Source organism: Hydrogenophilus thiooxidans, from assembly GCF_019049855.1.
GTDB lineage: Bacteria > Pseudomonadota > Gammaproteobacteria > Burkholderiales > Rhodocyclaceae > Hydrogenophilus > Hydrogenophilus thiooxidans.
The window spans coordinates 1-26,323 of record NZ_JAHLSY010000006.1 but is presented as its reverse complement, the minus strand read 5'-3'; the positions used below and the strand labels follow the sequence as shown (position 1 = coordinate 26,323).

The window sequence follows — 26,323 nt, the reverse complement described above, 5'->3', positions numbered from 1 at the left end:
CGGCCTTAGAACGGCTTCAACACGACGAGAAAGACCACGAAGGTCAGGATCACCACCGGGATCTCGTTGTAAAACCGATACCAGAGGTGGGAGCGGGTATTGGCGCCTGCCTCGAAACGGTTGAGCAGCACGCCACAATAGGCGTGGTAGGCGATCAACAATCCCACCAGCGTCGTCTTCGTGTGCAACCAACCTCCGGAAAAACCGAAGCCGAACCAGAGCCAGAGACCAAAGAGCACCGCCAAAACCCCAAGCGGCGTCATGAAGCGAAAAAGTTTGCGCGCCATGAGGAGCAGCCGGTCGCGTGCCACGGCGTGCTCCTCCATCGCCAGATTGACAAAGATTCGCGGCAAATAAAAGAGCCCCGCGAACCACGAAGTCATCAAGATGATATGAAGCGACTTCACGACGCCGTAGAGCACGATTCCCCCCTTTCTTTCCAGATCGCTTTCGTAAGCCAAGCAAAAACCGTGGGATAGCGCAAACGCAGCCGGAGTTCCCGTTTGAGGCGGTCGTTACGCAGCCGTCGGCTTTCGGCCAGAAACGACGCCATCATCGGGCCGACGCGTGCCAATACCGCTTCCCTGGGAAGACGTGGTGGGCGGGGGAGTCCAACCGCATCGGCCACCGCATCGAACCACGCCCCCATCGGTAGCGGTTGATCGTCCGAGGCGTGATAGACCCGCCCGTTCTTGCCGCGCCACCCAGCGATCCAAAGAAACCGCGCCAGATCGTCGGCATGGATGTGGTTGCTGACGCTATCCGATTCGGCGCAAATCGCCGGATCGCCGCGCCGCAACCGCTCCACCGGCAAGCGTTCGGCGGCATAAATCCCGGGTACGCGCAGCCGCACCGCCCAACCCCCCCGTTTCGCCCAATCGCGCCACAACCGCTCCGCCGCGACCCGCCGCGCTGCGCGCGCCGTTTGGGGGGCGACCGGGTCGCTTTCGCGCACCCACGCCCCCTTTCGGTCCCCATAGACCCCGCTCGTGCTGAGATAGACCACACGCGGACGGGAAGCGAGATGGTAACGCCGCGCCGGGCCGCGTGGCTTGCTTCGGGCGGTGCTTCGCCGCAGCGCTGCCTGCAGATGACGGGTGCGGGGGTCACCCCGCGCATCCCCCGCAGGCGGTGCCGAGACCCAGACCTGATCCACTGCCGCACCGATTCGCGCCAACGACCGCCAGCAGTCGAGATCGGCCACCTGCACGCGCGCACCCAGCGCCCGCCACGCGGCGCTTTTTGCGGGATCCCGCACCACCACCCAAAACTGGACGCGCGGCGCCAACGCGCGCGCTGCGCGCAACGCCACATCCCCCCCGCCCACGATCAACACCCGGACCGTCACGTTCGCGTCCCTCTTCCCGTACAATAAAGCATTCCGATTATCGCACGCGACGTTTTATGACGCATACGATCCAGATCGCCAACCATCCCGACGCCACCTTTACCGCTGCGCCCGACGAAACGGTGCTCGACGCTGCGCTGCGCGCAGGCCTCACTGTGCCGTACGGCTGCCGTGACGGGGCGTGTGGCGCCTGCCGCGCGCGCGTTGTGAACGGCACCGTGGAATTGAAGGGGATCGCACCGGGCGTTTTGACCGACGACGAACGCACAGCCGGCTGGGCCCTGCTTTGCAAGGCCTACCCCAGATCCGATTTGACGATCGAAGTGCGGGGGCTGCGCCGCGCCGACGATCTGCCCATTCACAAATTCCCAGCGCGCGTCGAAACGATCGAAAAGATCGACGACGTTGCGATCGTCACGCTCAAACTGCCGGCAAGCCTCGATTTTCGCTTTCGCGCCGGCCAGTACGTCGATGTGCTCCTCCCTGACGGCGCGCGCCGCAGCTTTTCGATCGCGTCGGCACCCGACCACGGCGGTTTTCTCGAACTCCACATCCGGTTGGTGCCTGGCGGCCGTTTCACGCCGAAAGTCTTCACCGAAACCGCCCCCAAAACGGTGTGGCGCCTGGAAGGGCCGTTCGGAAGTTTTACCCTGAAATCGCGCGCGCGGCCGCTTCTTTTCGTCGCAGGAGGGACCGGTTTTGCGCCGATCCAATCGCTTCTGCAGGAACTGGCTGCCGGTGCTCCCCCTCAGGAACCGGTGCGCTGCTATTTCGGTGCGCGTACCCCCGCTGGGCTCTACCGCGATGCCTGGTTGCGGGCGTTTGCCGAATCCTATCCGTGGCTCGATTATCGCCCGGTGATCTCGGAGCCGGAGCGGGCCCCCGACTGGACGGGGCGAACCGGATTGGTACCGGACACAGTCGTTGCTGAGCTCAGCGACCTCACGGCGTACGACGCCTACGTCTGCGGCTCCCCCGCCATGGTTGAAGCCGCACGCGCCCGCTTCCGAGCCGCGAACCTGCCGGAAGACGCCTTTTTCGCCGACGCGTTCACCTTTCAATCCCCAGCGCCATGACCCCAGCTCTTGCTTACCTCACCCGCGAACCGGCGCTCAATCGCCGCTTTCAGATCACCGCGAACCGCCTCTGCCTGCACGCGAGCACCACGGAGCAGGCGCTCCAGACGCTTGCGGCGCTTGCGCCGTCCTGGCCCCAGTCGCACGCCGTGCTGTTGTCGCTGATGCGGCTACCACCCAGCGTCAAACTTTTGTCGTGGGCATGGCCAGAGAACACCTTCCTCGAAATCCCCCAACAGGCGCTCACCATTCCGGCCACGCAACAGCTGATCGACCACTGTGTCCAGCAAGAGACACCGCTTTGTCTTGCCTGGTACGATGGGGTGAGCGCCTACCCCGACGGGCCGTGGCGCTTTTCACTCGTCGACTGGCGCAAATGCCAAAGCCCTGAGGCTGCGCCCGGTGTTGCGTTGGCGTGGGGGGTGCCGTCGCGTGCTGCGGCGCAAACGGCGTTAGACCGTTTTGCCGGCGTGTGCGGGTGGTTCTTCCTCAAAGAGGCGCTCCCCAATACCCAGCGCGAACCGGCTCCGGCGCGCACCACGGTGCTGCAGCTCATCGCGCTCCTGCAACAAGACGCCGAGATCGCAGCGTTAGAGACCGTGCTCAAGCGGGATGTCGCGCTCGGCTACCGGCTGCTGCGCTACCTCAATTCGCCCGCGATGGGCCTAAGGATGGAGATCACCTCGTTTCGCCATGCGGTGAGCATTCTCGGCTACCGACCGCTGCTGCGCTGGCTCTCGGTGCTCTTGGTCCATAGCCACGAACACCCCGAAATGCCAGCGCTTGCGCAGACGGCATTGACGCGCGCGCGCTATCTGGAACGGCTCGCCGCAGAGTTTTTCGCTGCCGACGAGGCCGAAGCGCTTTTTCTCTGCGGGCTTTTCTCGATCCTGCCGCAATTGACGGGGGAACCCCCAGAAGCGTCGCTGGAGCCGCTCACCTTACCGGAAGCGGTCAAAGCGGCGCTCATTCAGCGAGATGGGCCCTATGCGCCGCTCTTGGCGCTTGCCGAAGCGAGCGAAAGCGCCTCACCCGCCCGCTTGATCGCCCAGGCCGAAAGCTTAGGGGTCGCCAGCGCCGTGCACAACCAGGCGCTCCTTCAAGCGCTGGAATTTGCCGACCAGATCAACCAATGAAAAACCCGCCCTCGCGGGTATCGCGATGGCGGGTTTTGGGCGCGCCACGGGCGTTTCGGTGCGGTGCCGAAACGCGCGCACCGCGATCACTTGAGGGTGAGCACCCAGCGGACGATCTTTTCGATATCCGCTTCGGCCACTTGAGGGTGCGGCGGCATCGGCACCGGTCCCCAGACGCCAGAGCCGCCCTTCTTCACTTTCTCAACGAGCTTGGGCACATCGGCTTCGCTGTATTTATTCGCGACATCCTTATAGGCCGGACCGACCATTTTCTTGTCGAGCGCATGGCACGCCATGCACCCTTTCGCTTGCGCCAGAGCTTGATCCGCGATCGCCGGTGCCGCAGAAACGGCAAGCACACCCGCTACCGCCAACAGTTGCGCGATTTTTTTCATCATGGCTCCTTCCTTTCGGTCAATGAAAAAAATTTCAAGACATTGTACGCGCAAAAGGATGCGGAAAGCAACCCTTGCTACATCCCAAGTAGCTCACTGCCGCGAATCGGCCACCCAGTGACGCGGCAGCCACGCTTCGCTACTTGCGCGCAGCGGGTTGATCTCAAGTCCGCCGCGACGCAAAAAGCGCCCCCAGACCAACAGCTCGCTCATGCCCAGACGCCACAGATCGGTATAGATTCGCTCGATGCACTGCTCATGGAATTCCGCGTGACAGCGAAACGCAACGAGGTAACGCAAAAGCGCCGCCGGATCGACGCTCGGCCCAAAACAGCGCAGGTAGAGGCTCGCCCAATCGGGCTGAGCAGTGACAGGACAGAGCGAACGGAACGTCTGCATCACGAAGCGCTGCTCCGAAGGGACGGAACTGCTGAGGGCAAGCAGCGTGGGATCGTAGTGGTAGCAGAAATCGGTTGCAGGGACCGTATCCAAACAGAGCGCTTCGGGGTCGGCGAAATCGGACGCGACCGCGCGAGAAAAGTGCGCAAGCGGGTGGAGCAGAACGCGAACGGGCGCGTTGGCTACCGCGGTAAGATCCGCCTCAATGCGCGCAGCAAGCGCATCCCCAGAGCCACAGCGTATCTGGTTAAAACCGTTCAAGTAGAGCTTGAGCGACTTCGATTCGATCAAATAGGGGGAATCGGCAGGCACCCCGATTTCAATCACCGCTGCTTGCGGTTTTCCGTTCACGTCGAGCCACGAGCATTCGTACCCATACCAGCGGTCTTCACCGACCCACTGCGGCAGTGCATCACCCAACGTCGCACGCCCAATGGCCCGCGCGATCGGTGTCAGCAGTTGAGGCGCGTATCCCTCGGGTACAGCGACCGTCTGCCCGAGCAACAACCCGCTCATCCCCCGCTCCCGTAGAGGGTCCACAACATCTTTGCCAACAGCAAGAGCAGAACCCCGGCGAAAATCCGTTTCAGCACCGGAACGGGCAAGCGGTGCGCCCAACGCGCACCGATTGGCGCGGTCACGATGCTCGTTGCGCTCACCCCAATCACCGCAGGCAAATAGACGTAGCCCAACGAAAGGGGCGGCACGTTGGGGTCATGCCACCCGTTGATCGCGTAGCCGATCGTTCCGGTGAGCGAAATGGGGATCCCCAGCGCGGCCGAAGTGCCGATCGCGTGCGCCACCGGGACGTTGCACCATGTGAGGAACGGCACCGTGAGCGTCCCCCCGCCGATCGCGACCAGCGCAGAAACGGCGCCGATCACGAACCCGGCGGATCCGAGCCCCAGCCAGCCCGGAAGTTGGCGCGTCGGCTTCGGTTTCAAATTGAGAAACATTTGCAATGAGACGTAGGCGATAAAGCAGGCAAAAAAAATCGCGAGGAAGCGACTGGGAATCAGGGACGCGACGAAAGCGGCGGCGAAGGTACCGAACAGCACGCCGCTTGCCATTGGGATGAGGGCGTCGGTGCGTACCGCCTGGTGTTGGTAGTGGGTTCGGGCGCTTGCAAGCGAGGTGAGGACGATCCCGGCCATCGACGAGCCAAGCGCCATATGGACCACGACCTCAGGGGAAAACCCCTGATAGGCAAAGAGCGTGGTCAAAACCGGAACCATGATCGCGCCGCCGCCCACGCCCAACAGACCGGCGAAAAGCCCAACGAATACCCCAAGCACCGGGTAAGCAAGCCACCAGAAGTCCATTTGCGCAAGAAAAAAAGCCCCGCAGCGCCGGTCCGGCTGAGTGACCTGAACCTGCGGTTCAGGAGGGTCGCGTTCCCGTCGCCATTAGGCGCGTACCTACCCAAAGCACACGCACACCGGCGACGTCTGGGTCGGCGACCAATCGTCACGTTATTGGTTCAAGGATCGTACAGCCTTCTCGAACGCCGCAGGGAGCACTCGGTTCAGCGCGGCAAAGGCGGCTGGCACTCCGCCAAGAGCCGATCGAGCCGCGCACCCATACGCTCGATTCTACGCTGAAACGCCGCGATGTCAAACCCTTCGTGCCGTTGGGTGCGGATGAGCTCCGTTGCGATCTCAAACGCCGCCCAAAGAAGCAGCTTTTCCCCGCTCAACCCCTCACCACTCAACCGCGCGAGCCGCTCGTCAAGCAAGCGCGCCGCATCCTGCAATAGCGGCGCGTCGGCTTCGTCACAGGTCAGTCGGTAGGTCTTGCCGCGCAGCGCCACCTCGACCCGCACTTCAGCCATCGTCCCGCTCCTCACGCGCAAGCCACGCCAGAATCTCGGCGCGCAGCGCCGCAACCCGTTCGTGCTGTTTGGCCACTTCGGTGCGCGCCGTGGCCACAGTCGCTTGAAGACGGCGGTTCTCTTGTTGCAGTGCGGCCACCTGGAGCCGCAGTTGGGCGTTCTCCTGCCGCGACGCGGTCAGTTGTTGCGCCAACAGCTCGATCTTCTCTTCGAGCCCGGCAAGCAAGGGCTCCATCTCACCGCTCCAGTTGCGTCACGTCCCGAACCGCACCCGTATCGGCGCTGGTCGTGAGCGCGGCGTAGGCACGCAACGCCGCCGAGACCGGACGATTGCGTGCTACCGGCTTCCACGCGTTTGCGCCGCGCGCTTCCATCGCGGCACGGCGCTTGGCGAGCGTCTCGTCGCTCACCGCAAGGTGGATCCGCCGGTTGGGGATATCGATCTCGATCGTATCCCCCTCCTCGACGAGCGCGATCGGACCGCCGCACGCCGCTTCGGGCGAAACGTGGCCGATCGAAAGCCCCGAAGTTCCGCCCGAAAAGCGGCCATCGGTGATGAGCGCACAAACCTTGCCCAACCCTTTCGATTTGAGGTAACTCGTGGGATAGAGCATCTCCTGCATGCCCGGCCCCCCTTTCGGCCCTTCGTAGCGGACCACTACGACGTCGCCCGGCACGATCTGGTCGGAAAGGATCGCCTCGACCGTCGCCTCTTGGCTTTCGAAGACCCGTGCCCGCCCTGTGAAGACCCAGATCGACTCGTCGACCCCCGCGGTTTTGACGATGCATCCGTTCGGCGCGAGGTTCCCGTAGAGCACCGCAAGCCCACCGTCTTGGGTGAAGGCATGGGCGCGATCGCGGATCACGCCGCGCGCGCGGTCGAGATCGAGCTCAGGATAGCGGTTAGCCTGAGAAAAGGCTTTCGTTGTTGGAATTCCGCCTGGCGCGGCGCGGTAAAAGCGCAACACCTCCGGGTCGTCCGTCTGCTTGACGTCCCAGTGCGCAAGCGCCGCTCGGAGCGTGGGACTGTGCACGGTGGGCACCGAATCGTCCAAAAGCCCCGCACGCTGCAGTTCGCCCAAAATACCCATCACGCCGCCGGCACGATGGACGTCTTCGATATGGACATCGGGCACCGCCGGCGCCACCTTGCACAGACACGGAACTTTACGGCTGATGCGGTCGATATCGGCCATCGTAAACGGGACACCCGCTTCGCGCGCCGCCGCCAAGAGGTGGAGCACCGTGTTGGTGCTGCCGCCCATCGCAACATCGAGCGCCATCGCGTTTTCGAACGCGGCAAAGGTGGCGATCGAGCGCGGAAGCACGGTGTCGTCGTCCGCTTCGTAATAGCGTTTGGTCAATTCAACGATCCGCCGCCCCGCCTCGCGGAAGAGCCGCTCGCGATCAGCGTGCGTCGCAACGAGCGTGCCGTTACCCGGTAGCGCCAGCCCCAACGCTTCGGTCAAACAGTTCATCGAGTTCGCGGTAAACATCCCCGAGCACGAACCGCAGGTGGGACAGGCGCTGCGTTCGATCGCGGCCACCTCTTCGTCGCTTACCTGGTCTTCGGCCGCTTTGACCATCGCATCGACCAGGTCGAGCGCCACCGTCTTACCCCCGATCGTCACTTTTCCCGCCTCCATCGGACCGCCAGAGACGAAGATCGTCGGAATGTTGAGACGCAGCGCCGCCATCAACATCCCCGGGGTGATCTTGTCGCAGTTGGAGATGCAGACCAGCGCATCGGCGCAGTGGGCGTTTACCATGTATTCGACCGAATCGGCGATGAGCTCGCGGCTTGGCAGCGAATAGAGCATCCCGCCGTGCCCCATCGCAATTCCGTCATCGATTGCGATCGTGTGGAACTCTTTCGCGATACCGCCCGCTTTGACGATCGCTTCGGCAACGATCCGACCCAGGTCGCGCAGATGGACGTGCCCCGGGACGAATTCGGTGAAGCTGTTGGCGATCGCGATGATCGGTTTGCCGAAATCGCTCTCTTTGACGCCGGTGGCGCGCCACAATGCGCGGGCGCCTGCCATGTTGCGCCCATGGGTCGTCGTTCGCGAACGGTACTGCGGCATGGTGCTCTCCTGCTTCAAGGCTTTTCACGTATTCTAACGCTTTTGCGCTAGGAAACGCGATGGCACTCCTCTATCCCGAAATCGACCCGGTTGCGATTCACCTGGGCCCGCTTACCGTCCGTTGGTACGGCCTCATGTATCTGGCCGGTTTTGTGGCGTTCTATGGGCTGGGGCTTCGCCATGCGAAACGGCTCGGGGTCACCGACCTCTGGTCCCCCGCGCGACTGGAACAGCTCCTCACCGCGGGCGTCATCGGCATCATCGTCGGCGGCAGACTGGGCGAAGTGCTCTTCTACCAACCCGCCTACTACTTTGCCCACCCCCTCGAGATCGCGGCGATCTGGAAAGGGGGGATGAGCTTTCACGGCGGGCTACTCGGCGCCATCGTCGCGATGCTCTGGTACGCGCGCCGCACCGGCCAAAGTTTTTGGCAGGTTGCCGACTTCGTCGCCCCCCTCATTCCGCCTGGGCTGGGGTTGGGTCGCATCGGCAACTTCATCAACGGCGAACTCTGGGGACGCCCCGCGCCCGAAGGGTTACCGTGGGCGATGATCTACCCCCACGTCGATACGATTCCCCGCCACCCCTCGCAACTCTACCAAGCCTTCGGGGAGGGGATCGTCCTCTTTCTCTTTCTTTGGTGGTTTGCACGCCGACCGCGTCCCACCGGGATGGTTGCAGCCGCGTTTCTCGTCGGCTACGGCAGCGTCCGTTTCTTCTGCGAATTTTTCCGCAACCCCGACCCCGGCATCTTCTCCGCGTTCGGCAGCCTTCTCACCACCGCGCAATGGCTCTCACTGGCGATGGTGGGCGCAGGAAGCGTCCTCATGGCGCGGGCGCGTCACTCTCGGCAACCACCGTCATCGTGAAGCGTGCCACCCCTTCGACCTCAGCGGTCACGCGGTCGCCCACCACCACCGCTCCGACCCCAGCCGGTGAGCCGGTGAGGATGAGGTCCCCGGCAGCCAACCGCCAGTAACGGGAAAGGGTGGCGATCAACTCGGGAATCGTCCAGATCATCTGCGCGATATCCCCCGCTTGACGCAGCATCTCATTGACCCAAAGCCGAACGGCGCCGCGGCTCAAGACAACGCCCGGGTGCGGAACGAGCGGCGCAAGGGGCAGCGAGGCGTCGAACCCCTTCGCCACATCCCACGGCCGCCCTTGTGCTTTTGCCGCGCTTTGCAGATCTCGCCGGGTCATATCGAGCCCGACGGTATAACCCCAGATCGCCTGCTCCGCCTGCACTGCACTGAGGTTGCGTCCGCCACGCCCCAACGCCACCACCAGCTCCACCTCGTGATGGACCTCCTCGGTCATCGATGGATAGGGCCAACGCGCAGCGGCATCCGTCACCGGAAAGACCGCATCGTTGGGCTTGAGGAAGAAAAACGGCGCTTCGCGGTTCGGATCGGCGCCCATTTCGCGCGCATGTTCCGCGTAATTGCGGGCGACACAGAAGATTCGGCGAACCGGGAACAGTCGCCCATCGGCCACGGGAACGGACGCGACCATCGGTTCGAAGACCCAAGCGTTTGTCATCGATCGACTCCTTGACTCTTGACACATCATGCAAATGCAATAGAATTGCAAAAATGACTCCGCACCGCATGCCACCAGACCCCATCACGCAGACACTCGCCCGCTATGGCCGGGTCACCGCCGCCCGGTGGTGGGCACTCGCTATCTTACGCGAAGCCCAGCAACCGCTCACCCCTGACGAACTCTTTGCAGCAGCGGCTGCTGCAACCCCCAAAGCGCCCGATCGTGTCACCGTCTATCGCGCGCTCGACTGGCTCGTCGCGAAAGGGTTGGTGCGGCGCATCGCCGCAAGCGACCGCGCCGCCCGCTTCGAAGTCGCGAGCAACAACCCGGCGCATGCCCACTTTCTCTGCACCACGTGTGGACGCACTTGGTGTCTTCCGCCCCACCCGACGCAGTGGCCGCCGCTTCCGGACGGTTTCGTTGCCCACGAAGCCGAACTCGTAGTCCGCGGCCAATGCGCGCACTGTCACTGATCGGTTTTCCGCGATGAACCCGCCCGATACCGCGCGCGAAGCCTTGCACCTCGACAATCTCACCGCCGGCTACGACCGCCACCCCGCGATCCACCACCTTACCGCAACGATACCAGCGGGCAGCCACGTCGCGGTGCTTGGCCCGAACGGCGCAGGTAAATCGACGCTCCTCAAGGTGATCGCTGGGGTGTTGCCCCCGATCACGGGCGCGGTGCGCCTCCCGGAAACGTGGCGCGGTCGCGTCGCCTACTTGCCGCAGCACCCCACGTGGCGCGTCGATTTTCCGCTTTCGGTCTTCGATGCAGTGGCGCTTGCGCTCTGGCCCGAGGTCGGTTGTTGGCGGCCGCTCGGGCGCGCCGAACGCAACCGCGTCCACGCCGCGCTTGCCGAAATGGGACTGACCGAACTCGCGAAACGCCCGGTTGCGGCGCTCTCGGGCGGACAGCAGCAACGGGTCCGTTTTGCGCAGCTGCTCGTGCGCGACGCGAAACTGATTCTCCTGGACGAGCCCTTCACCGCGATGGACGCGCAGACGACCGCCTGGGTGCGCCAAATCCTGGCCCAGTGGCGGGAACGCGGCGTAACGGTCTTGGCGGTTCTACACGACGAAACGATCGCGCGCAGCGACTTTCCGTGGACGATGCTGCTTGCGCGCGAGCTGGTGGCGTTTGCACCCACCCAGACGATCGACTGGGACGCATGGCATCGCCGCGCCGCGCAGCCGATCGCACCGCGCGACGATGCGCCGTGGTGCGCCGATTCGCTTGCCGCGGAGGAAGCGTGATGGCCTTCGCCGCACCGTGGGAAGCGCTCCCTCTGTTGCTGACCGACCCGTGGTTGCGCCAGGCGTGGCTGGCGCTGGCCGTTGCCGCGCTCGCGGCGGCGCCGTGCGGGGTGCTGCTGGTCACCCGCCGCATGAGTCTGATGGGCGACGCGATGAGCCACGCGATCTTGCCCGGTGTCGCTACCGGTTACCTGCTTGCTGGGTTTTCGCTGCCCGCGATCACCGCTGGCGGCCTCGTCGCCGGCGTTGCCGTGGCGTGGGCGGCCGGGTGGGCGAGCCGCAACACGGCGCTCTTCGAAGACGCGACACTTGCCGGGTTTCAACTCTCGGCGCTCGCGCTTGGAATCCTTTTGATCACGGCACAAGGCAACCCCACCGACGTGATGCACCTTCTCTTTGGTTCGGTACTGGCGCTCGACCGCGCAACGCTCGGCTTCATCGTCGCAATCGCCGCGCTAACTCTGCTCACGCTGCTCGTTGGTCGGCGCATGATCGCGTTCGAATGGTTCGACGCCGAGACCTTTCGCCGCCTCGACCCACGTGCGTCGGCCCGCACTTACTATCTTACGCTTGCGGTGATCGTCGCGATGATGGTCGCGGTCTTCCAAGCGCTCGGCGCGCTCTTGGGACTTACGTTGTTGATGCTGCCGGCGCTCACCGCCCGTTTGTGGACCAATCGTTTACTACCGACTTTCGTCACTGCCGCCTCGATTGGCACCGCAGGCAGCACCGTGGGACTGTGCGCCGCGCTCGTCGGCGATTGGCCGCCGGGACCCGCCGTTGCGGCGACCCTTTCACTGGGTTACCTCGTTTCGCTCCTCTTTGCCCCGTACGGCCTGTGGCGACGCCGCCACCCGTCGCCCAAACACCGCGTGGCATGACGTCCGAATCACACGACTCAACGGGAATGCTGAAAATGCATAGAAACGAACACGACCGCGGCGCCCCCACGCGCCGCCATTTTCTCGCCTATTGTGCGCAGTGGTTGGGCGCGCTGGCAACCCTGCCGCTTGCGAACCCATCGCGCGCACAAGCCCAGCGCACGCCAAAACCCCTCATCGTCGCGAGCCACCCGCTCGTTGCCGACTGGGTGCGCAATCTGATCGGCACGCACGCCGTGGTGCATGCGATCGCGCAACCCCAGCAGGATCTGCACAGCATCAATCTGCACCCCGCGCATCTTCCCCTTCTGCGGCAAGCGGTGGCCATCGTCGCGATGGGGCTGGGCACCGACGCCGCGTTCGTTCGCGACTGCGCCCGGCTCGTTCCCGACACGCCGCGCCTGGCGCTGGGCGACCTCCTTGCGCCAGAACAACGCTTGCCCCGCCCCACCGCCGTCGCGCCCGATCACGATCATGCCGAAGAGCCGGACCACACACCGGATCCCGATCACGACGCCGCGCTGGAACACCACCGGCACGACGCTCACTCAGCCCCGTACGATCCCCACTTTTGGCTCGATCCCGAACGGGTCGCCGAGGCCCTTGCGCAGGCACTCCCCAACCTGATCGTCCTTATCCCCAGCGCGCAGCCGTCGATCACTGCGCACGCGCACCCTTACCTGGAGGCGCTGCGCGCGCTGGCTGCGGAGGGGCGTGCCCGTCTCACCGACCTGCCCGCCACGCACCGCAAGGCGTTCGTGATGCACGACGCCTACCGCTACCTCAACGCCGCGTTCGGTATCGAACTGATCGGAATCGACACCATAGTGCCGCACGGCGAGATCACCCCGCAACGCCTGCTGACGCTCAAGGCGCGCGCGGCGCGCGAAGGGATCCGCGTCCTCTTCACCGAAGCCCACCGCACCAGCCGGGTGGCGCAAAGCTTTGCCGAGCGCCTCGGACTTACCGTTGCCGGCCCCCTCTACCCTGAGACCTTTGCCCCTCCGCCGGGGCCCGCCACCTATCTCGACCTGATGCGCCACAACTTGACCACGATCGCCACCGCGCTGCGCGCCCAGTAGCCAGCAGCAAGCGCCCACGCTTTCACGAGGTACGGACAAACCGGGCCCGGGGTGCGGGAACCGTGGCGATCTTTTGCTATCCTATCGGGCAACCCGATTCGATCGAGAAACCCGATGACGCTTCGCGCGCTTTTGACCGTGTTATCGACTGCTCTGCCCTTGGCGGTCGCCCCCTTTGCCGCGGCGCAAAGCGACACCGCGGCAGCTCCCCCTGGTTCGTCCGACGCCACCGAGCAAATTCGTGTCGATCCGTTGCACGCCCCGCTTGACGGCGATTTCATCTTTGCGTGGCTCGTCGGGGAATTGGCGCTCCGAAACGGGCAGTGGGGGCAAGCGCTCGAGGCGTACGGGCGCGCGGCCGAAGCGCAGCCGATCCCCGCCGTGCTCGACCGCTGGGCGCAAACGGCGCTCCTTGCAGGCGACGCGGCGCAGTTCGACCGCATTCTCACGCTGTGGCAATGGCTGGCGCCGGACGACGCGCGGCTTCGGCAACTCACCGCGCACCGTGAACGGCTCAACGCCCGTTTCGAAGCGCAGATCAGCGAACGGGTCGCCGAAATCCTGCAAAAGGACGCCGAACAGCGCGAGCGCAATCTGCTGGGGCTCCCCGCTGCGTTGGCCGAGTTGGGTAACCCCGCGCAGATCCTGCGCTTGATCGAACAAGCGGCCGCGCCCTACCGCGAAGAGCCAGCGGCGCACCTAATCGTCAGCGAAGCCGCGCGGCAAGCGGGCGATCTCGACCGCGCGTGGGCTGCCGCGCACCGCGCGCTTGCGCTGCGCCCCGACTGGCCGCCGGCGCTCGCGCAACTGGCGCAGGTGGCGCTCGACCGTTTTGCCCCGGAATCGGCGATTCCGATCCTTGCGCGCGCGCAGGAGCGCCAACCGGAAGCGCTTACGGTGACGTTGGCGCTTGCCGCGTTGCTTGCCGAAACCGACCACCCGCAGCGGGCGGTTGCGCTACTTGCGCCGTGGGTCGAGCGCGGCGCCACTGATCCGCGGCTGATCGACGCGCTCGTGACGTTTGGCGCGCAAGGGATCGAACCCGAACAGAGTGCGCGGTGGCTGCTGCGCCTGGCCAAAGAGCACCCCGAAGCGCGCCTCAAAGCGGCACAACTGTGGCTTGCCCGCGGGCAACCGCGGCGCGCCCTTGCTCTTCTCGACCCACGGGCGCTACCGAGGGAACTCGCCGAATCGGCGGTTGCGCTCACTGCGCAAGCGCTGGCCCGGTTGGGGCGCGTCGATGAGGCGCTGTCGCGCTTGGAAGCCCATGCCCCCCTTTCGGGCGTCGAGGCGGCGCTACGCGAAGCGCGGCTGTGGCAAGAAGCAAAGGAGTGGGAAGCGGCGCGTGCGGTCCTCATCGACGCGCTTGCAACGTTTGGCGATGCGCCGCAGCTCCTCTACGATTATGCGATCCTACTCGAACGCCTGGGCGCGCGCGACAGCGCCGAAGGGTATCTGCGTAAGCTTTTGGCGATGCGGCCGTTGGACGTTCATGCGATCAACGCGCTCGGCTACCTCCTTGCCGACACGAATCGGTCGCTCGACGAGGCCGAACGGTTGCTGCGCGCAGCGCGCGCCCTCAAGCCGAACGACGGCTTCATCATGGACAGCGAAGGGTGGTTGCGTTACCAGCTAGGGGATTATGAAGCCGCGCGGCGGCTGATCGAAGCCGCCTGGCGGCGCGCGCCCGACCCGGAAATCGGTGACCACCTCGTCGCCGTGTACCAGGCGCTTGGCGACGAAGCGCGCGCCGCTGCGTGGCGCAAACGCCTGGCGCGGCAATTTCCGGTGCGATAACCGATGTTGACGCTGGTCATTGTGCTGCCTCTGCTCTTAGGGACTGCGGCGTGCGCGTGGGCGGGCGCTCGGCTAGGGAGACGGGCAACAGCCGCTCTTGCCGCGGCTGTGGCCGCGCTGGCGTTGGGCGCGCTGCTCACCCAAGCGGCACCCATCTGGGCGGGCGGTGCCGTGGCCGAAGCGGCGCAGTGGGTCCCCTCACTGGGGCTCAATTGGCAACTGCGGGCCGACGCGTTGAGCCTCTTCTTTGCCACGTTGATCCTGGCAATCGGGCTTTTGGTGATCACCTACGCCAGCTACTACCTCGGCCCCACAGATCCGCCCGGGAAGTTCTACGCGACGTTGATGCTCTTCATGGCCGCGATGCTCGGGATCGTGCTCGCGGACAACCTGCTGCTCCTCGTCGTCTTCTGGGAGCTTACGAGTCTTGCGTCGTTTCTGTTGGTCGGTTACTGGAGCGAACAGTCGCCAGCGCGGCGCGGCGCCCGACAAGCGCTGATCGTCACCGGCGTGGGCGGCGTGGTCCTTGCCGCCGGTGCGCTGCTCCTAGGCGAAATCGGCGGCACCCACCAGATCAGCGCGCTCGTGGCGCACGGCAAGGCAATACAAAACCATCCGCTCTTTCCATGGGCGCTTGTGATGGTTCTGTTCGGAGCCCTAACCAAAAGCGCGCAGTTTCCGTTCCACTTCTGGCTGCCCGACGCAATGGCGGCTCCGACCCCCGTCTCGGCGTACCTCCATTCGGCGACGATGGTCAAAGCAGGCCTCTTCCTGTTGCTGCGTCTGCACCCGCTCTTTGCCGGTTCTGCTCTCTTCGAAACGGTCGCGTTACCTGTGGGGTTGGCGACCTTGACGCTCGGCGCCGTGGTCGCGATCTTCAAGCATGACCTCAAAGGGCTCCTTGCCTATTCGACGATCAGCCACTTGGGGTTGATCATGACGATGATCGGTCTGGGTACCGTCGAAGGGGTGGTCGTTGCGGTCTTGCACATCTTCAACCACGCGTTGTTCAAAGCGGCCCTCTTCATGAGCGCAGGGATCGTCGACCACGAAACGGGGTCGCGCGATCTGCGCCACGTCAATGGCATGATGCGCTATCTGCCGTGGTCCGGCCTCTTTGCGATCATCGCCGCAGCGGCGATGGCCGGGATCCCCTTTTTCAACGGTTTCCTGTCCAAAGAGCTCTTCTTCACCGCAACGCTCACCGCGCCCCACCCGCTCGTCCCGATCCTTGCAACCGTTGCCGCAGCGGCAAGCGTCGCCTATTCGTTCCGTTTCATTCACGACACCTTTTTCAACGGCGAACCGGGGCCGCTCCCCAACCCCCACCCGCACGAACCGGCGTGGGGGATGCGGGCGCCTGTGGCGCTTCTTGCGTTCCTCTGCCTGCTCTTTGGGGTGATGCCGTGGCTTGCGGAACCGCTGATCACGCGGGTTGCCGCAGCAGCAGCCGGGGCCCCCGTGCCAGAACTCCACCTTGCGTTGTGGCACCATCCCGGGCTTCACGTTGCGATGAGCGCAGTGGCACTGGCTGGTGGCGGCATCGCGTACGCTCTTCTGATGACCAACCGCTTCCTCCATCGCCTCGACATCGACCGTCTCTTCGGGCGTCGCGCCGGCCGCTGGCTCTTTGCCGCGCTCGTTGCTCGGATGGTGCGCACCGCGGCCTGGATCACCCGCCGTACCGAGACCGGTTCGCTCACCATGATCGTTGCGCTCGTCTGGGTGAGCGCGCTTGCGCTCGTTCATTTCACCGTACCGTGGCCGCAGACGGCCAGCACGCCAGCAGCACCGCAACCCACGTTCTCGACGCTGCTCGTCGCGTTCCCGCTCTGGTTGCTCGTCGCGTTTTCGGCGGGTGCGCTCCTTTTCTGGCATGCGCACCGCACCGTCGCAGTGCTTCTGACCGGTGTGATTGGGCTGGTGAGCGCCGTGGCGTTTGCACTCTTGTCCGCACCCGATCTGGCGATGACGCAGATCGCCGTCGAAGTGGTGAGCACCGTGATGCTGTTTCTGGCGCTTTCGTTCCTACCCAAACGCACCCCGGCGATCCCGTTTCAGCGACGGCTTGTGCACGCCGCGATCGCTGTCGCTGCTGGTGTCACCGTCGGCGTGTTGGCTTGGTGGCTCCTTGTGACGCCGCGCGAATCGATCAGTTGGTATTTCTTGGCCGAGGCGCTTCCTGGAGGCGGCGGCCGCAACGTCGTCAATGTGATTCTCGTCGATTTCCGCGGCTACGATACCTTTGGCGAGATCACCGTGCTTGGGGTCGCCGCGTTGGGGGCGTGGGCGCTCTTCTTTGGCACGTCGCGAGCGCAGCACTGCACCCGACAGACATCGCAGTGGCTCGAGCCCCATCCCCACCTTCTGCGCGTCGCAACGACCGTGATGCTGCCTGCGGCGCTTCTTTTGAGCGTCTATCTCTTCTTGCGCGGCCATAACCAACCGGGTGGTGGGTTCATCGCCGGGTTGGTCACCGCTGCGGCGCTTCTGCTCGTCTCTCTCGCGCACGGGTTTGCCGCAGCAAACCAATGGGTGCGCGCCCAAGACGGGTGGCGGTTCGCGCGTACGGTGGGCGCCGGAATCGCGATCGCAGCCGCCACGGGCGCCGCTGCGTGGGCGTTTGGACGCCCCTTCCTCACCAGCGCACACGGTCACCCACAGCTGCCGCTCTTAGGCGAACTCCCTCTTGCCTCGGCAGCACTCTTCGACCTTGGCGTCTATGTCACGGTGGTCGGGGCAACGCTGTTACTCCTCACCCCTTTGGCTGCGGCGCGCCGCAATGACCGCGAAACCAAGGAGAATGGACGATGACGCTGGAAGGGTTGGTTGCTTCGGCGATTGGGATCGTCACCACCGTAGCCGTCTACCTGCTCTTGCAACCGCGCGCGTTTGCCACCGCTTTGGGCTTGACGCTCCTGAGTTACGCAGTCAATCTGTTCATTTTCGTCGCCGGCGGCCTCTGGATCGACGCCCCCCCGGTACTCGACGCGGGCCGTCGTCTCAGCACCGATCCGCTACCGCAAGCGCTGATCCTCACCGCGATCGTGATCGGCTTTGCCACCACTGCTTATCTACTCGCGTTGGCGGTTCGCCGTTTTGCGGTGACGGGTGACGAGCGCACGCACCTTACCCCGAAGCACACGGAGGACGCGCGGTGAGCGACGCTGCGACCGCCCTCTTCACCCATTTACCGATCCTGCTGATCGTATGGCCGCTGGGGTGGGGGGTCCTGTTGCTCCTCGGCGCTGCGCGCAGCAGCGACCATCCGCCGGGGAGCGACCACCCCGAAACGTCGTTACGCCGCGAGCGCTGGCTCAGTTTGAGCGGTGCGGCGATCACCCTGTTGGGGGCGTCGCTGCTTTCCTGGGATGCGGCACACGGTGCGATTCGCGTCTACACGTTAGGGGACTGGCCCGCGCCGTTTGGAATCGCGTTGGTCTCGGACCGCTTATCCGCCCTTTTCCTCCTCCTTACCGCGCTGGTTGCCAGTAGCGCGCTGGTGTTTGCGATCGGCAGTTGGGACCACCGCGGTCGGGCGTTCCACCCCCTATTCCATATCCAGTGGGCGGGGCTCAACGGCGCGTTTCTCACGGGCGACATTTTCAACCTCTTCGTCTTTTTCGAAGTGCTGCTCATTGCCTCATATGCGCTCCTCACCCACGGCCTTGGCGCGGCGCGCCTTCGGGTCGCATTTGGGTATGTGGTCGTGAACCTCACCGCCTCAGCGCTCTTTCTTTTGGGGTTGGCGCTCCTCTACGGCGCTTACGGCAGCCTCAACCTTGCCGATCTGGCGCACCGCACCGCAGCACTCGAACCGCAACCCCTCTTTTTGGCGCGCGTGGCGGCGGCATTGCTTCTTGTCGTCTTTGCGCTCAAGGCCGCTGCTGCGCCACTCTATCTGTGGCTACCCGCAGCGTACAGTGCGGCGTCTCCGCCCGTTGCCGCACTCTTTGCGGTCATGACCAAGGTCGGCATCTACGCGATCATTCGCGTCCATTGGGCGGTCTGGGGCGGCGAGTGGGGCGTTCTGGGTAGCGCGGCGTTTGGGTTGCTGCTTCCTACTGCGATCGTCACGGGATTGCTGGGTGTTGCCGGGGCGCTTGCGGCCCGCACCCTGTCGCGACAGATCGCGTTTTTGACCGTCGCGTCGGTGGGCACAAGCCTCATCGGCGTCGCGTTGGCCACCCCGAAGGGAATTGCCGCCGCGCTCTTTTACCTCGTCCAGAGCACCGTCACCGTCGCGCTCCTCTTCCTAGTCGTTGCGCTCATCGCCGCACAACGGGGTGAAATCGGGGACGCGATCCAGCCGGCGCCGGCGTTGCGCGACCCGGTTGCGCTCGGTCTCGTCATGCTCCTTGCGGCCGCCTCCGCGATCGGTATTCCGCCCCTTCCGGGTTTTTTGGGCAAACTCTACCTGCTGGAAGCAAGTCTAGACCACCCGGGGCAAAGCGCCGTGTGGCTCACCCTCATCGCGGTGGGGGCACTCACGCTCATCGCGCTTGCCCGTGCGGGCGTGACCATCTTCTGGCATACCCACCCGAAGCGCATCACGGTCTGGCCCTCCGGTGACAGTCGCGTGCTCATGCAACCGGTCGTAGCGCTGGTGGTTGTCGTCGCCGCGATGACGCTCTGGGCCGAACCGCTCTACCGCTTCACCTACGCCGCAGCGGTTCAGGCCGCCGACCAGACGGCCTACGCCCGCGTCGTCTTGGAGCAAGCGCACGGATATGCCCCATGGACACGGCCTTATGACGGCACCCTTCCCCAGACCGAACCGCGGGAGGCGCCATGAACCGCACCCTGACTGCTTCACGCTGGTTCCCGGCGCCGATCCTTTCGCTACTCCTGGCTGGTGCGTGGTTGCTGCTCAACCACAGCCTGAGCGCAGCGCATCTTCTTGCCGCTTGCCTTCTGGGGTGGGGGATTCCGTTTTCGCTTCGGCCGCTCTTGGAGAGCCCTGTCACCATCCGCTGGCTGCCTGCGCTGCGGTTGGCCGCAATCGTCCTTTGGGATATCGTGGTCGCGAACATCCGCGTGGCGCGTCTGGTGCTCAGCCCCAACGCCAAACCGCGATCGGCGTGGCTGGTGTTGCCGCTGCGCACCGATCACGCGCGCGCCAATGCCCTGTTGGCAACGATCGTCACCAACACGCCCGGAACGGTTTCCGTGGCGTTTGCCGAGCGCTCGCTCCTCATCCATGTACTCGACTGCGCAGACCCAGCGGCAGCGCTCCACGAAATCGATACCCGCTACCAACTGCCGCTCATCGCGATCTTTTCGCTCGATATTGAGGAGACGACCCGATGACGCCCGCTTTCTCGCCCTGGCTCAACACGCTCCTTGACGGCGCGCTCTTCGTCATGCTGCTTTCCCTCCTCCTGGTAGCCTGGCGGCTGTGGCGCGGACCGGACGCGGTCGATCGCCTCCTGGCGTTGGATACGCTCTACCTCAACGCCGCAAGCCTCCTTCTGGTTTGGGACTTGCGCCACCCTATGCCGCTTCTTTTCGAAGCCGCGTTGATGATCACCGCGCTCGGCTTCGTCGGTACCACCGCTGCAGCGCGGTACCTGGCCCGCCACGCCGTGATCGAATAGGAGCGTCGAATGGTTTCGCAAGCGTGGGAATGGCTGATCGCCGGATGCGTGCTCGCCGGTACGTTCTTCACGTTCGTCGGCGCGATCGGCCTCAATCGCTTCCGGGACGCCTTCCAACGGCTGCACGCGCCCACCAAAGCATCGACGCTGGGGATCGGGATGCTGCTGATCGCGTCGATGATCGCTGCATGGCAAGAGGGGCGTCCCGGTTTTGCCGAACTCCTCATCACACTCTTCGTCTTCCTCACGGCGCCGGTCTCGGCAAGTCTCCTTGCGCAAGCGGCGATTCGGCGGCGCTGCAAAGGGGGGCCGCCCCCACCCCCTGCACCACCCCCCATAAAGCGCGACGGATCCACGCCATGAGCCGTCGAACTTGGGCGCCGTCTCGCGCATCGTTCGTCGGATTGCTTGTGGCCTGGATCGTAGGGTGCGCCACCCTCCCGTCGCCTCATGTCCCCGGGTTGGAAAACGTGTCCACCGCGACGGTTGCTTCGATCCCGGCGCGCTTCGTCGTCGAAGGGCGGTTTGCGGCGCAACACGAAGGAGAAGGCGTGACCGGGCGTTTCGTCTGGCAACGAACCGCCCACGAAGAGGAGACGTGGCAACTCCTCTCCCCCACGGGAAACGAAGTCGCGCGGCTTACCGTGACCGGCCACGACGCAACACTCACCGTCCCGGGGCAACCGCCACGCAGCGCACCCAACCCCGAAACGCTCGTCGCACCGCTCCTTGGTTTTGCCCTTCCGCCGTGGGCGATATGGCGCGCCGCGGTTTGGGGCTGGTGCCCGGTCGATGCGAATCCCCCCGCCGTCGAACCGATTGCGCACGAGTCGGCACAGGCGCTCGGCTGGACCTGGCGGTGGTCGGAACGCGACGCCAACGGCTGGCCACGCCGCATCGAAATCAGCCGCGGCGATACCCGTCTGATTCTCGTCGTCGCGACGCGGCAAGGAGACGGATCATGACCTCCGTCCCCCAGCAGCCAGAGCCCATCATCCCGGTACCACCCCAGGGCACCCGCACCGTCTGCGTCCCGGCGCCAGCCAAAATCAACCGATTTCTGCACGTAGTCGGGCGCCGGGACGATGGGTACCACCTGCTGCAAACCCTCTTTCAGCTGGTCGACTGGTGCGATTGGCTGACGATCACACGCCGTGACGACGGGCAGATCGTCCGAGAACTGCCGCCCAATAGCCCCACCGCTTTGGCCGAACTCCCCCCCGAACATGACCTCACGGTACGCGCCGCGCACTTGTTGCGCGCGCGGTTCGGCCGTCCTGAATGGGGCGCAACGATCCGTCTGGAAAAGCACCTTCCGCTCGGCGGCGGCCTTGGGGGCGGAAGCAGCGACGCAGCAACCGTACTGTTGGCGCTCAATCGACTCTGGGGACTCAACCGCACGCGCGAAGCGCTCTGTGCGCTGGGTGCCGAACTGGGTGCAGACGTCCCGTTTTTTCTCTTCGGCGAAAGCGCGTTCGGCGAAGGAATTGGGGAAAAGCTCACTCCGTACCCGCTTTCGACCGAGACGGTTTGGATCCTCGACCCTGGGGTTGCGGTCGCTACCGCTTCGATTTTTGCCTCTCCCCTCTTGACACGCGACACACCGTATTGCACAATATCGGCTCTCGCGCACGCCACGCTGAGAAACGATTTGGAGCCGGTTGCGCGCGCGCTTCACCCAGAAGTCGATCGCGCCTTGCAGTGGCTCGCTCAGTTTGGTGACGCACGGATGTCCGGTTCAGGCGGTTGTTGCTTTGTGGTAACAAATGCCCGCTTGCCGGATCCGCCTTTCGGCACACTCAAGCGTTGCCAGACGTTAGCGCGTCACCCATTGTGGCAGTGGGCGGAACCGAATTCCAGTTTTTTGGGGAGTCGCCAAGCTGGTTAAGGCACCGGATTTTGATTCCGGCATTCGAGGGTTCGAATCCTTCCTCCCCAGCCACATTCCCTGCGGGTAGGCTAAACGCCTACCCGTTTTACTTGATGAGGGTGAAAATGCCACGCGGCAGCATGATGGTCTTTACCGGCAATGCCAACCCGAAACTGGCTTCAGACGTAGTGCGGCGCTTGGGGATTCCTTTGGGTTCGGCGGTTGTCGGTCGCTTTTCCGACGGCGAGATCAACGTCGAGATCCTCGAAAACGTCCGCGGACAAGACGTCTTCATACTCCAACCGACGTGCACGCCCACCAACGACAATTTGATGGAGCTGGTGGTGCTTGCCGATGCGCTGAAACGCGCCTCCGCCTGGCGCATCACCGCCGCGATCCCCTACTTCGGTTACGCCCGGCAAGACCGTCGCCCGCGCTCGGCGCGCGTTCCGATCACCGCAAAAGTGGTCGCGAACATGCTCCAAGCCGTTGGCGTCCAACGGGTGCTCACGGTGGATCTGCATGCCGACCAGATCCAGGGCTTTTTCGATATCCCCGTCGACAATATCTACGCGACACCCGTTCTGATCAACGACATCGAAAAGCAGCGCTACGACCATCTCATCGTCGTCTCACCCGACATCGGCGGCGTGGTGCGGGCGCGTGCTTTTGCAAAGCGGCTCGACTGTGATCTGGCGATCATCGACAAACGGCGCCCGAAAGCGAATGTGGCTGAAGTGATGAACATCATCGGCGACGTCAAAGGGCGCACCTGCGTGATCGTCGACGACATCGTCGATACCGCCGGAACCCTCTGTAAAGCCGCTGCTGCGCTCAAGGAACACGGTGCCGAACGGGTGATCGCCTACTGCACCCACCCGGTCCTTTCCGGCGCCGCACCCAGCCGGATCAGCGAATCGGTACTCGACGAAGTCGTGGTCACCGATACCATCCCACTCAAAGAGGACGCGCAAGCGTGCGCCAAGATCCGCCAGATCACGATCGCGCCGCTTCTTGCCGACACGCTCCTGCGCATCAGCAACGAAGAGTCCGTGAGTTCGCTCTTCACCGATTGATTTTTTGGGAAACACCTCGTCTGCTGGTCGCGGCAGCGAGGTGGGGTTTGTCACTGTATGTAAGGAGAGTATGATGCAATTCAGCCTCAAAGCCCAGCGTCGCGACGACCAGGGTACGCGTGCGAGCCGCCGCCTGCGTCGCACGGGCCTCGTTCCCGCAATCGTCTACGGGGGCAACCAACCGGCGCAACCGATTGCGCTCAACCACAACGAGCTCTACCACCTCTTGGCGAACGAAGCGTTCCATACCGCGGTGATCACGCTTGAGATCGACGGCACCCAAACCTCAGCGCTGTTGCGTGACGTCCAGTACCACCCGTTCAAACCGCTCGTGCTCCACGTCGACTTTCAGCGTGTGGCCGCTGACGAAGTGATCCACATCAAGGTGCCGTTGCACTTCGTTGGCGAAGCGGAATCGCCTGCGGTGAAGCTCCACCACTGCATCGTCAACCACGTCATGACCGAACTCGACGTGCGTTGCTTGCCGAAAGACATCCCCGAGTACATCGAGGTGAACCTCTCGCAGCTCGAACCGGGCCATTCGGTGCACGTTTCCCAACTTACCCTCCCGCCAGGCGTCATGGTGGTGCGCCATGGGGACGAAGACCCGGTTGTTGCCACTGCGGTGAAGGTGGGTGGTGACGAAACCAGCAGCGAAGGCGAAACCGCCGGGGAAGCGTAATCGGCCCCCGTACGGAACCTTCGTAACGCGCGTCGCGGCATGAGTGGCCAAGCTCCTTTGCAATTGGTCGTTGGGCTGGGGAACCCCGGCCGAGAATATGAAGCGACGCGCCACAACATCGGTTTTTGGTGGGTGGAGCAGTTGGCGCGCGCATTGGGCGCAATTTTTCACCCAGAAACGCGCTTTTTCGGCGAAGTTGCGCGCTCCGATACGGTGCGGCTACTCAAACCCACCACCTTTATGAACCGCTCCGGGCAAGCGGTCGCGGCAGTGGCGCGTTTTTTTCGCATTCCGCCGGAAGCGATCCTCGTCGTTCATGACGAACTCGACCTTCCGCCCGGACGCGCCCGCCTCAAGTTCGGCGGCGGCACCGCGGGCCACAACGGCTTGAAAGACATTCGCGCCCAATTGGGCAGCGACCGCTTCTGGCGCTTGCGCCTAGGGATCGGCCATCCGGGCGATCGCAACCAAGTGGCGAACTACGTCCTCCATCCGCCCCGCGCCGAAGAGCGCCCGCTGCTCGACCAGGTAGTCACCGAAACGCTGGCCTGTTGGCCCTTGATCGCCCGTGGCGACTGGTCGCGGGCGCAGCAACGAATTCACGCGCTCGCACCACCCACCCCCTCGCTCACGACGACCCAGGAGAACCGGTCATGAAATGCGGCATCGTCGGGCTGCCCAACGTTGGAAAATCGACGCTCTTCAACGCGCTCACCAAAGCGGGTATCGAAGCGGCCAATTACCCCTTTTGCACGATCGAACCGAACGTCGGCGTCGTGGAGGTCCCCGATCCCCGGCTGCAGCAACTGGCCGAAATCGTCCAACCGCAACGGGTGGTGCCGGCGATCGTCGAATTCGTCGATATCGCGGGCTTGGTCAAAGGGGCGTCGCAAGGGGAAGGGCTTGGCAACCAATTTTTGGCCAATATCCGCGAGACCGACGCGATCGTCCATGTCGTTCGTTGTTTCGAAGACAGCAACATCGTCCACGTCTCAGGGAGCGTCGATCCGCTGCGTGACATCGAAGTGATCGACACGGAACTGGCGCTTGCCGACCTCGCCACGGTCGACAAAGCACTCAACCGCACCCGCAAACCGGCGCAAGCGGGGGACAAAACGGCGAAAGCACTCCTACCGGTCTTGGAACGGTGCCACGCGCAACTCGATGCGGGCCGCCCCATTCGCGCACTCGCTTTGAGCGACGAGGAGCGGGCGCTGCTCAAACCCTTTTGTCTGCTTACTGCGAAACCGGTCCTCTACGCCGCGAACGTTGACGAGCACGGTTTCGGTGACGACAACCCCCACTTGCGGGCCGTCCGTGAACACGCCGCACAAGAAGGGGCGGAAGTGGTTGCGATCTGCGCCGCGATCGAAGCGGAGATCATCGACCTGCCCGACGCAGACAAAGCGATCTTCCTCGAAGCGATGGGGATGAGCGAGCCTGGGCTCAACCGCTTGATTCGGGCTGCCTACCGGTTGCTGGGCCTACACACCTATTTCACCGCCGGCGTCAAGGAGGTCCGCGCCTGGACGATCCCAATCGGCGCCACCGCGCCGCAAGCAGCTGGCGTTATCCACTCCGACTTCGAACGCGGTTTCATCCGCGCGCAGGTGATCGCGTTCGACGACTTCATCCGTTACCGCGGCGAGGCAGGCGCGCGCGAAGCCGGCAAAATGCGTTCCGAAGGAAAAGAGTACGTGGTCCAAGACGGGGACGTGATCCACTTCCTGTTCAACGTCTAACTTTAGGGACACACTGATTTATTCGCAAATCGATGGGCCGAACTTGACCCTGACATGCGAGAATGGAAGTACTGACATTTGATAGGCACGTGACGATGCAAGCGAGCTTTTCCGAACTTGAATACGCGGCCAAGAAGAAAGTGACGCGGCGCGACCGGTTTCTTGCCGAAATCGACGCGGTAACGCCTTGGTCGGCGCTGGTGGCCGAGATCGAGCCGTTCTACCCGAAGGGAACCGGACGAGGCCGGCCGCCGATTGGCGTGGAACGCATGCTGCGCATGTATAGATGCCACCACCCTGCTCAAGTTTCGCCGCCTGCTGGAAACGCACCATCTGACCGAGCGCATCTTCGCTGCCATCAATGCCGTGCTGGCGGAGAAGGGTTTGATCCTCAAGGAAGGCACGGTCGTTGATGCCACGATTATCGCCGCGCCGTCCTCGACCAAGAACCGAAGCGGCAAGCGCGATCCGGAAATGCATCAAACCAAGAAGGGCAATCAGTGGTACTTTGGCATGAAAGCC

At 64.1% G+C, this 26,323-nt stretch carries 29 protein-coding genes, 1 tRNA gene, 1 other RNA gene and 1 pseudogene; 22 read left to right on the top strand and 10 right to left on the bottom strand.

Annotation, left to right across the window (positions count from 1 at the left end; all coding sequences use genetic code 11):
* Positions 1-5: 5 nt before the first annotated feature.
* Both KUL93_RS04315 and KUL93_RS04310 read right to left on the bottom strand, forming a co-directional pair.
* A complete protein-coding gene (locus tag KUL93_RS04315; protein ID WP_249419252.1) occupies positions 6-383 on the bottom strand; it encodes a CopD family protein in 378 nt (125 codons plus the stop codon).
* A gap of 20 nt (positions 384-403) precedes the next feature.
* A complete protein-coding gene (locus KUL93_RS04310) occupies positions 404-1,348 on the bottom strand; it encodes an NAD-dependent epimerase/dehydratase family protein (RefSeq protein ID WP_217125867.1) in 945 nt (314 codons plus the stop codon).
* A 56-nt stretch (positions 1,349-1,404) separates the two neighbouring features.
* On the opposite strand from KUL93_RS04310, the gene KUL93_RS04305 reads away from it, so the two are divergent.
* Together KUL93_RS04305 and KUL93_RS04300 are read left to right on the top strand one after the other, a co-directional pair.
* The gene (locus tag KUL93_RS04305) at positions 1,405-2,424 is read left to right on the top strand and encodes a 2Fe-2S iron-sulfur cluster-binding protein (protein ID WP_217125866.1); all 1,020 of its coding nucleotides are present in this window, start codon (positions 1,405-1,407) and stop codon (positions 2,422-2,424) included.
* Entirely contained in the window at positions 2,421-3,560 is a 1,140-nt protein-coding gene (locus KUL93_RS04300) for an EAL and HDOD domain-containing protein (RefSeq protein WP_217125865.1), read from the top strand. Before KUL93_RS04305 ends, KUL93_RS04300 begins: the two co-directional genes overlap by 4 nt.
* 86 nt (positions 3,561-3,646) lie before the next feature.
* Here the strand turns inward: KUL93_RS04300 and KUL93_RS04295 are convergent, their stop codons facing one another.
* The 7 genes from KUL93_RS04295 to ilvD all read right to left on the bottom strand — a co-directional run bounded on the left by KUL93_RS04295 (position 3,647) and on the right by ilvD (position 8,272).
* The gene (locus KUL93_RS04295; RefSeq protein WP_346731647.1) at positions 3,647-3,955 is read right to left on the bottom strand and encodes a c-type cytochrome; all 309 of its coding nucleotides are present in this window, start codon (positions 3,953-3,955) and stop codon (positions 3,647-3,649) included.
* 93 nt (positions 3,956-4,048) lie between these two features.
* Positions 4,049-4,870, bottom strand: a complete 822-nt coding sequence (locus tag KUL93_RS04290; RefSeq protein WP_217125863.1) for a hypothetical protein — start codon at positions 4,868-4,870, stop codon at positions 4,049-4,051.
* Positions 4,867-5,676 (bottom strand): sulfite exporter TauE/SafE family protein, encoded by an 810-nt coding sequence (locus KUL93_RS04285; RefSeq protein ID WP_217125862.1) that lies wholly within the window; start codon positions 5,674-5,676, stop codon positions 4,867-4,869. Before KUL93_RS04285 ends, KUL93_RS04290 begins: the two co-directional genes overlap by 4 nt.
* 12 nt (positions 5,677-5,688) lie before the next feature.
* Positions 5,689-5,873: non-coding RNA, 6S RNA (gene ssrS, locus KUL93_RS04280), on the bottom strand.
* Positions 5,874-5,879: 6 nt separating this feature from the next.
* A complete protein-coding gene (locus tag KUL93_RS04275; RefSeq protein ID WP_217125861.1) occupies positions 5,880-6,185 on the bottom strand; it encodes a cell division protein ZapA in 306 nt (101 codons plus the stop codon).
* Entirely contained in the window at positions 6,178-6,420 is a 243-nt protein-coding gene (locus KUL93_RS04270; protein ID WP_217125860.1) for a hypothetical protein, read from the bottom strand. Before KUL93_RS04270 ends, KUL93_RS04275 begins: the two co-directional genes overlap by 8 nt.
* A gap of 1 nt (position 6,421) precedes the next feature.
* Positions 6,422-8,272 carry a dihydroxy-acid dehydratase gene (ilvD, locus tag KUL93_RS04265; RefSeq protein ID WP_217125859.1) on the bottom strand — a complete coding sequence of 617 codons (1,851 nt, stop codon included), beginning with the start codon at positions 8,270-8,272 and terminating at the stop codon, positions 6,422-6,424.
* Between the two features lie 59 nt (positions 8,273-8,331).
* Here ilvD and lgt point away from each other — a divergent pair, with 59 nt between their 5' ends.
* Positions 8,332-9,141 carry a prolipoprotein diacylglyceryl transferase gene (gene lgt / locus KUL93_RS04260; RefSeq protein WP_217125858.1) on the top strand — a complete coding sequence of 270 codons (810 nt, stop codon included), beginning with the start codon at positions 8,332-8,334 and terminating at the stop codon, positions 9,139-9,141.
* Here the strand turns inward: lgt and KUL93_RS04255 are convergent.
* On the bottom strand, positions 9,098-9,814 hold the full coding sequence (locus tag KUL93_RS04255; protein ID WP_217125857.1) for a fumarylacetoacetate hydrolase family protein: 717 nt from the start codon (positions 9,812-9,814) through the stop codon (positions 9,098-9,100). The genes lgt and KUL93_RS04255 overlap by 44 nt on opposite strands.
* 53 nt (positions 9,815-9,867) lie before the next feature.
* Here KUL93_RS04255 and KUL93_RS04250 point away from each other — a divergent pair, with 53 nt between their 5' ends.
* The 19 genes and pseudogenes from KUL93_RS04250 to KUL93_RS11405 form a co-directional block, all read left to right on the top strand.
* Complete coding sequence (locus KUL93_RS04250) at positions 9,868-10,290, top strand: Fur family transcriptional regulator (protein WP_217125856.1); 423 nt, start codon at positions 9,868-9,870, stop codon at positions 10,288-10,290.
* Positions 10,291-10,303: 13 nt separating this feature from the next.
* Positions 10,304-11,074, top strand: a complete 771-nt coding sequence (locus tag KUL93_RS04245) for a metal ABC transporter ATP-binding protein (protein ID WP_217125855.1) — start codon at positions 10,304-10,306, stop codon at positions 11,072-11,074.
* Positions 11,074-11,955: a metal ABC transporter permease gene (locus KUL93_RS04240; RefSeq protein ID WP_217125854.1), complete on the top strand. Its 882-nt coding sequence runs from the start codon at positions 11,074-11,076 to the stop codon at positions 11,953-11,955. Before KUL93_RS04245 ends, KUL93_RS04240 begins: the two co-directional genes overlap by 1 nt.
* A gap of 35 nt (positions 11,956-11,990) precedes the next feature.
* A complete protein-coding gene (locus KUL93_RS04235; RefSeq protein WP_217125853.1) occupies positions 11,991-13,037 on the top strand; it encodes a metal ABC transporter substrate-binding protein in 1,047 nt (348 codons plus the stop codon).
* 114 nt (positions 13,038-13,151) lie between these two features.
* Positions 13,152-14,834 carry a tetratricopeptide repeat protein gene (locus KUL93_RS04230; protein ID WP_217125852.1) on the top strand — a complete coding sequence of 561 codons (1,683 nt, stop codon included), beginning with the start codon at positions 13,152-13,154 and terminating at the stop codon, positions 14,832-14,834.
* Between the two features lie 3 nt (positions 14,835-14,837).
* Positions 14,838-17,648, top strand: a complete 2,811-nt coding sequence (mbhE, locus tag KUL93_RS04225) for a hydrogen gas-evolving membrane-bound hydrogenase subunit E (RefSeq protein ID WP_217125851.1) — start codon at positions 14,838-14,840, stop codon at positions 17,646-17,648.
* On the top strand, positions 17,645-17,995 hold the full coding sequence (locus tag KUL93_RS04220) for a Na+/H+ antiporter subunit C (protein WP_217125850.1): 351 nt from the start codon (positions 17,645-17,647) through the stop codon (positions 17,993-17,995). Before mbhE ends, KUL93_RS04220 begins: the two co-directional genes overlap by 4 nt.
* Positions 17,992-19,629, top strand: coding sequence for a monovalent cation/H+ antiporter subunit D (locus KUL93_RS04215; RefSeq protein WP_217125849.1), 1,638 nt, complete (start codon positions 17,992-17,994; stop codon positions 19,627-19,629). Before KUL93_RS04220 ends, KUL93_RS04215 begins: the two co-directional genes overlap by 4 nt.
* Positions 19,626-20,144, top strand: coding sequence for a Na+/H+ antiporter subunit E (locus tag KUL93_RS04210; RefSeq protein ID WP_217125848.1), 519 nt, complete (start codon positions 19,626-19,628; stop codon positions 20,142-20,144). Before KUL93_RS04215 ends, KUL93_RS04210 begins: the two co-directional genes overlap by 4 nt.
* The gene (locus KUL93_RS04205) at positions 20,141-20,431 is read left to right on the top strand and encodes a monovalent cation/H+ antiporter complex subunit F (protein WP_217125847.1); all 291 of its coding nucleotides are present in this window, start codon (positions 20,141-20,143) and stop codon (positions 20,429-20,431) included. Before KUL93_RS04210 ends, KUL93_RS04205 begins: the two co-directional genes overlap by 4 nt.
* Positions 20,432-20,440: 9 nt before the next feature.
* A complete protein-coding gene (locus tag KUL93_RS04200) occupies positions 20,441-20,794 on the top strand; it encodes a Na+/H+ antiporter subunit G (RefSeq protein WP_217125846.1) in 354 nt (117 codons plus the stop codon).
* Positions 20,791-21,396, top strand: coding sequence for an outer membrane lipoprotein LolB (locus KUL93_RS04195; protein WP_217125845.1), 606 nt, complete (start codon positions 20,791-20,793; stop codon positions 21,394-21,396). The genes KUL93_RS04200 and KUL93_RS04195 overlap by 4 nt, the downstream gene beginning before the upstream one ends.
* Complete coding sequence (gene ispE / locus KUL93_RS04190) at positions 21,393-22,319, top strand: 4-(cytidine 5'-diphospho)-2-C-methyl-D-erythritol kinase (protein ID WP_217125844.1); 927 nt, start codon at positions 21,393-21,395, stop codon at positions 22,317-22,319. The genes KUL93_RS04195 and ispE overlap by 4 nt, the downstream gene beginning before the upstream one ends.
* Positions 22,297-22,373, top strand: a tRNA-Gln gene (locus KUL93_RS04185). Before ispE ends, KUL93_RS04185 begins: the two co-directional genes overlap by 23 nt.
* Before the next feature lie 53 nt (positions 22,374-22,426).
* Entirely contained in the window at positions 22,427-23,377 is a 951-nt protein-coding gene (locus tag KUL93_RS04180; protein ID WP_217125843.1) for a ribose-phosphate pyrophosphokinase, read from the top strand.
* Positions 23,378-23,450: 73 nt separating this feature from the next.
* Positions 23,451-24,059, top strand: a complete 609-nt coding sequence (locus KUL93_RS04175; RefSeq protein ID WP_346731646.1) for a 50S ribosomal protein L25/general stress protein Ctc — start codon at positions 23,451-23,453, stop codon at positions 24,057-24,059.
* 39 nt (positions 24,060-24,098) lie between these two features.
* Entirely contained in the window at positions 24,099-24,716 is a 618-nt protein-coding gene (gene pth / locus KUL93_RS04170; protein WP_217125841.1) for an aminoacyl-tRNA hydrolase, read from the top strand.
* Positions 24,713-25,801, top strand: a complete 1,089-nt coding sequence (gene ychF, locus KUL93_RS04165) for a redox-regulated ATPase YchF (RefSeq protein ID WP_217125840.1) — start codon at positions 24,713-24,715, stop codon at positions 25,799-25,801. The genes pth and ychF overlap by 4 nt, the downstream gene beginning before the upstream one ends.
* Positions 25,802-25,896: 95 nt before the next feature.
* A pseudogene (locus KUL93_RS11405) lies at positions 25,897-26,323 on the top strand (transposase); the annotation flags it as partial.

What these genes read in the sequence shown, in the direction of transcription:
- KUL93_RS04315 (WP_249419252.1), bottom strand. Translation starts at nt 383, where the DNA reads ATGACTTCGTGGTTCGCGGGGCTCTTTTATTTGCCGCGAATCTTTGTC.
- KUL93_RS04305 (WP_217125866.1), top strand. Translation starts at nt 1,405, where the DNA reads ATGACGCATACGATCCAGATCGCCAACCATCCCGACGCCACCTTTACC.
- KUL93_RS04300 (WP_217125865.1), top strand. Translation starts at nt 2,421, where the DNA reads ATGACCCCAGCTCTTGCTTACCTCACCCGCGAACCGGCGCTCAATCGC.
- KUL93_RS04295 (WP_346731647.1), bottom strand. Translation starts at nt 3,955, where the DNA reads ATGAAAAAAATCGCGCAACTGTTGGCGGTAGCGGGTGTGCTTGCCGTT.
- KUL93_RS04290 (WP_217125863.1), bottom strand. Translation starts at nt 4,870, where the DNA reads ATGAGCGGGTTGTTGCTCGGGCAGACGGTCGCTGTACCCGAGGGATAC.
- KUL93_RS04285 (WP_217125862.1), bottom strand. Translation starts at nt 5,676, where the DNA reads ATGGACTTCTGGTGGCTTGCTTACCCGGTGCTTGGGGTATTCGTTGGG.
- KUL93_RS04275 (WP_217125861.1), bottom strand. Translation starts at nt 6,185, where the DNA reads ATGGCTGAAGTGCGGGTCGAGGTGGCGCTGCGCGGCAAGACCTACCGA.
- KUL93_RS04270 (WP_217125860.1), bottom strand. Translation starts at nt 6,420, where the DNA reads ATGGAGCCCTTGCTTGCCGGGCTCGAAGAGAAGATCGAGCTGTTGGCG.
- ilvD (WP_217125859.1), bottom strand. Translation starts at nt 8,272, where the DNA reads ATGCCGCAGTACCGTTCGCGAACGACGACCCATGGGCGCAACATGGCA.
- lgt (WP_217125858.1), top strand. Translation starts at nt 8,332, where the DNA reads ATGGCACTCCTCTATCCCGAAATCGACCCGGTTGCGATTCACCTGGGC.
- KUL93_RS04255 (WP_217125857.1), bottom strand. Translation starts at nt 9,814, where the DNA reads ATGACAAACGCTTGGGTCTTCGAACCGATGGTCGCGTCCGTTCCCGTG.
- KUL93_RS04250 (WP_217125856.1), top strand. Translation starts at nt 9,868, where the DNA reads ATGACTCCGCACCGCATGCCACCAGACCCCATCACGCAGACACTCGCC.
- KUL93_RS04245 (WP_217125855.1), top strand. Translation starts at nt 10,304, where the DNA reads ATGAACCCGCCCGATACCGCGCGCGAAGCCTTGCACCTCGACAATCTC.
- KUL93_RS04240 (WP_217125854.1), top strand. Translation starts at nt 11,074, where the DNA reads ATGGCCTTCGCCGCACCGTGGGAAGCGCTCCCTCTGTTGCTGACCGAC.
- KUL93_RS04235 (WP_217125853.1), top strand. Translation starts at nt 11,991, where the DNA reads ATGCATAGAAACGAACACGACCGCGGCGCCCCCACGCGCCGCCATTTT.
- KUL93_RS04230 (WP_217125852.1), top strand. Translation starts at nt 13,152, where the DNA reads ATGACGCTTCGCGCGCTTTTGACCGTGTTATCGACTGCTCTGCCCTTG.
- mbhE (WP_217125851.1), top strand. Translation starts at nt 14,838, where the DNA reads ATGTTGACGCTGGTCATTGTGCTGCCTCTGCTCTTAGGGACTGCGGCG.
- KUL93_RS04220 (WP_217125850.1), top strand. Translation starts at nt 17,645, where the DNA reads ATGACGCTGGAAGGGTTGGTTGCTTCGGCGATTGGGATCGTCACCACC.
- KUL93_RS04210 (WP_217125848.1), top strand. Translation starts at nt 19,626, where the DNA reads ATGAACCGCACCCTGACTGCTTCACGCTGGTTCCCGGCGCCGATCCTT.
- KUL93_RS04205 (WP_217125847.1), top strand. Translation starts at nt 20,141, where the DNA reads ATGACGCCCGCTTTCTCGCCCTGGCTCAACACGCTCCTTGACGGCGCG.
- KUL93_RS04200 (WP_217125846.1), top strand. Translation starts at nt 20,441, where the DNA reads ATGGTTTCGCAAGCGTGGGAATGGCTGATCGCCGGATGCGTGCTCGCC.
- KUL93_RS04195 (WP_217125845.1), top strand. Translation starts at nt 20,791, where the DNA reads ATGAGCCGTCGAACTTGGGCGCCGTCTCGCGCATCGTTCGTCGGATTG.
- ispE (WP_217125844.1), top strand. Translation starts at nt 21,393, where the DNA reads ATGACCTCCGTCCCCCAGCAGCCAGAGCCCATCATCCCGGTACCACCC.
- KUL93_RS04180 (WP_217125843.1), top strand. Translation starts at nt 22,427, where the DNA reads ATGCCACGCGGCAGCATGATGGTCTTTACCGGCAATGCCAACCCGAAA.
- KUL93_RS04175 (WP_346731646.1), top strand. Translation starts at nt 23,451, where the DNA reads ATGCAATTCAGCCTCAAAGCCCAGCGTCGCGACGACCAGGGTACGCGT.
- pth (WP_217125841.1), top strand. Translation starts at nt 24,099, where the DNA reads ATGAGTGGCCAAGCTCCTTTGCAATTGGTCGTTGGGCTGGGGAACCCC.
- ychF (WP_217125840.1), top strand. Translation starts at nt 24,713, where the DNA reads ATGAAATGCGGCATCGTCGGGCTGCCCAACGTTGGAAAATCGACGCTC.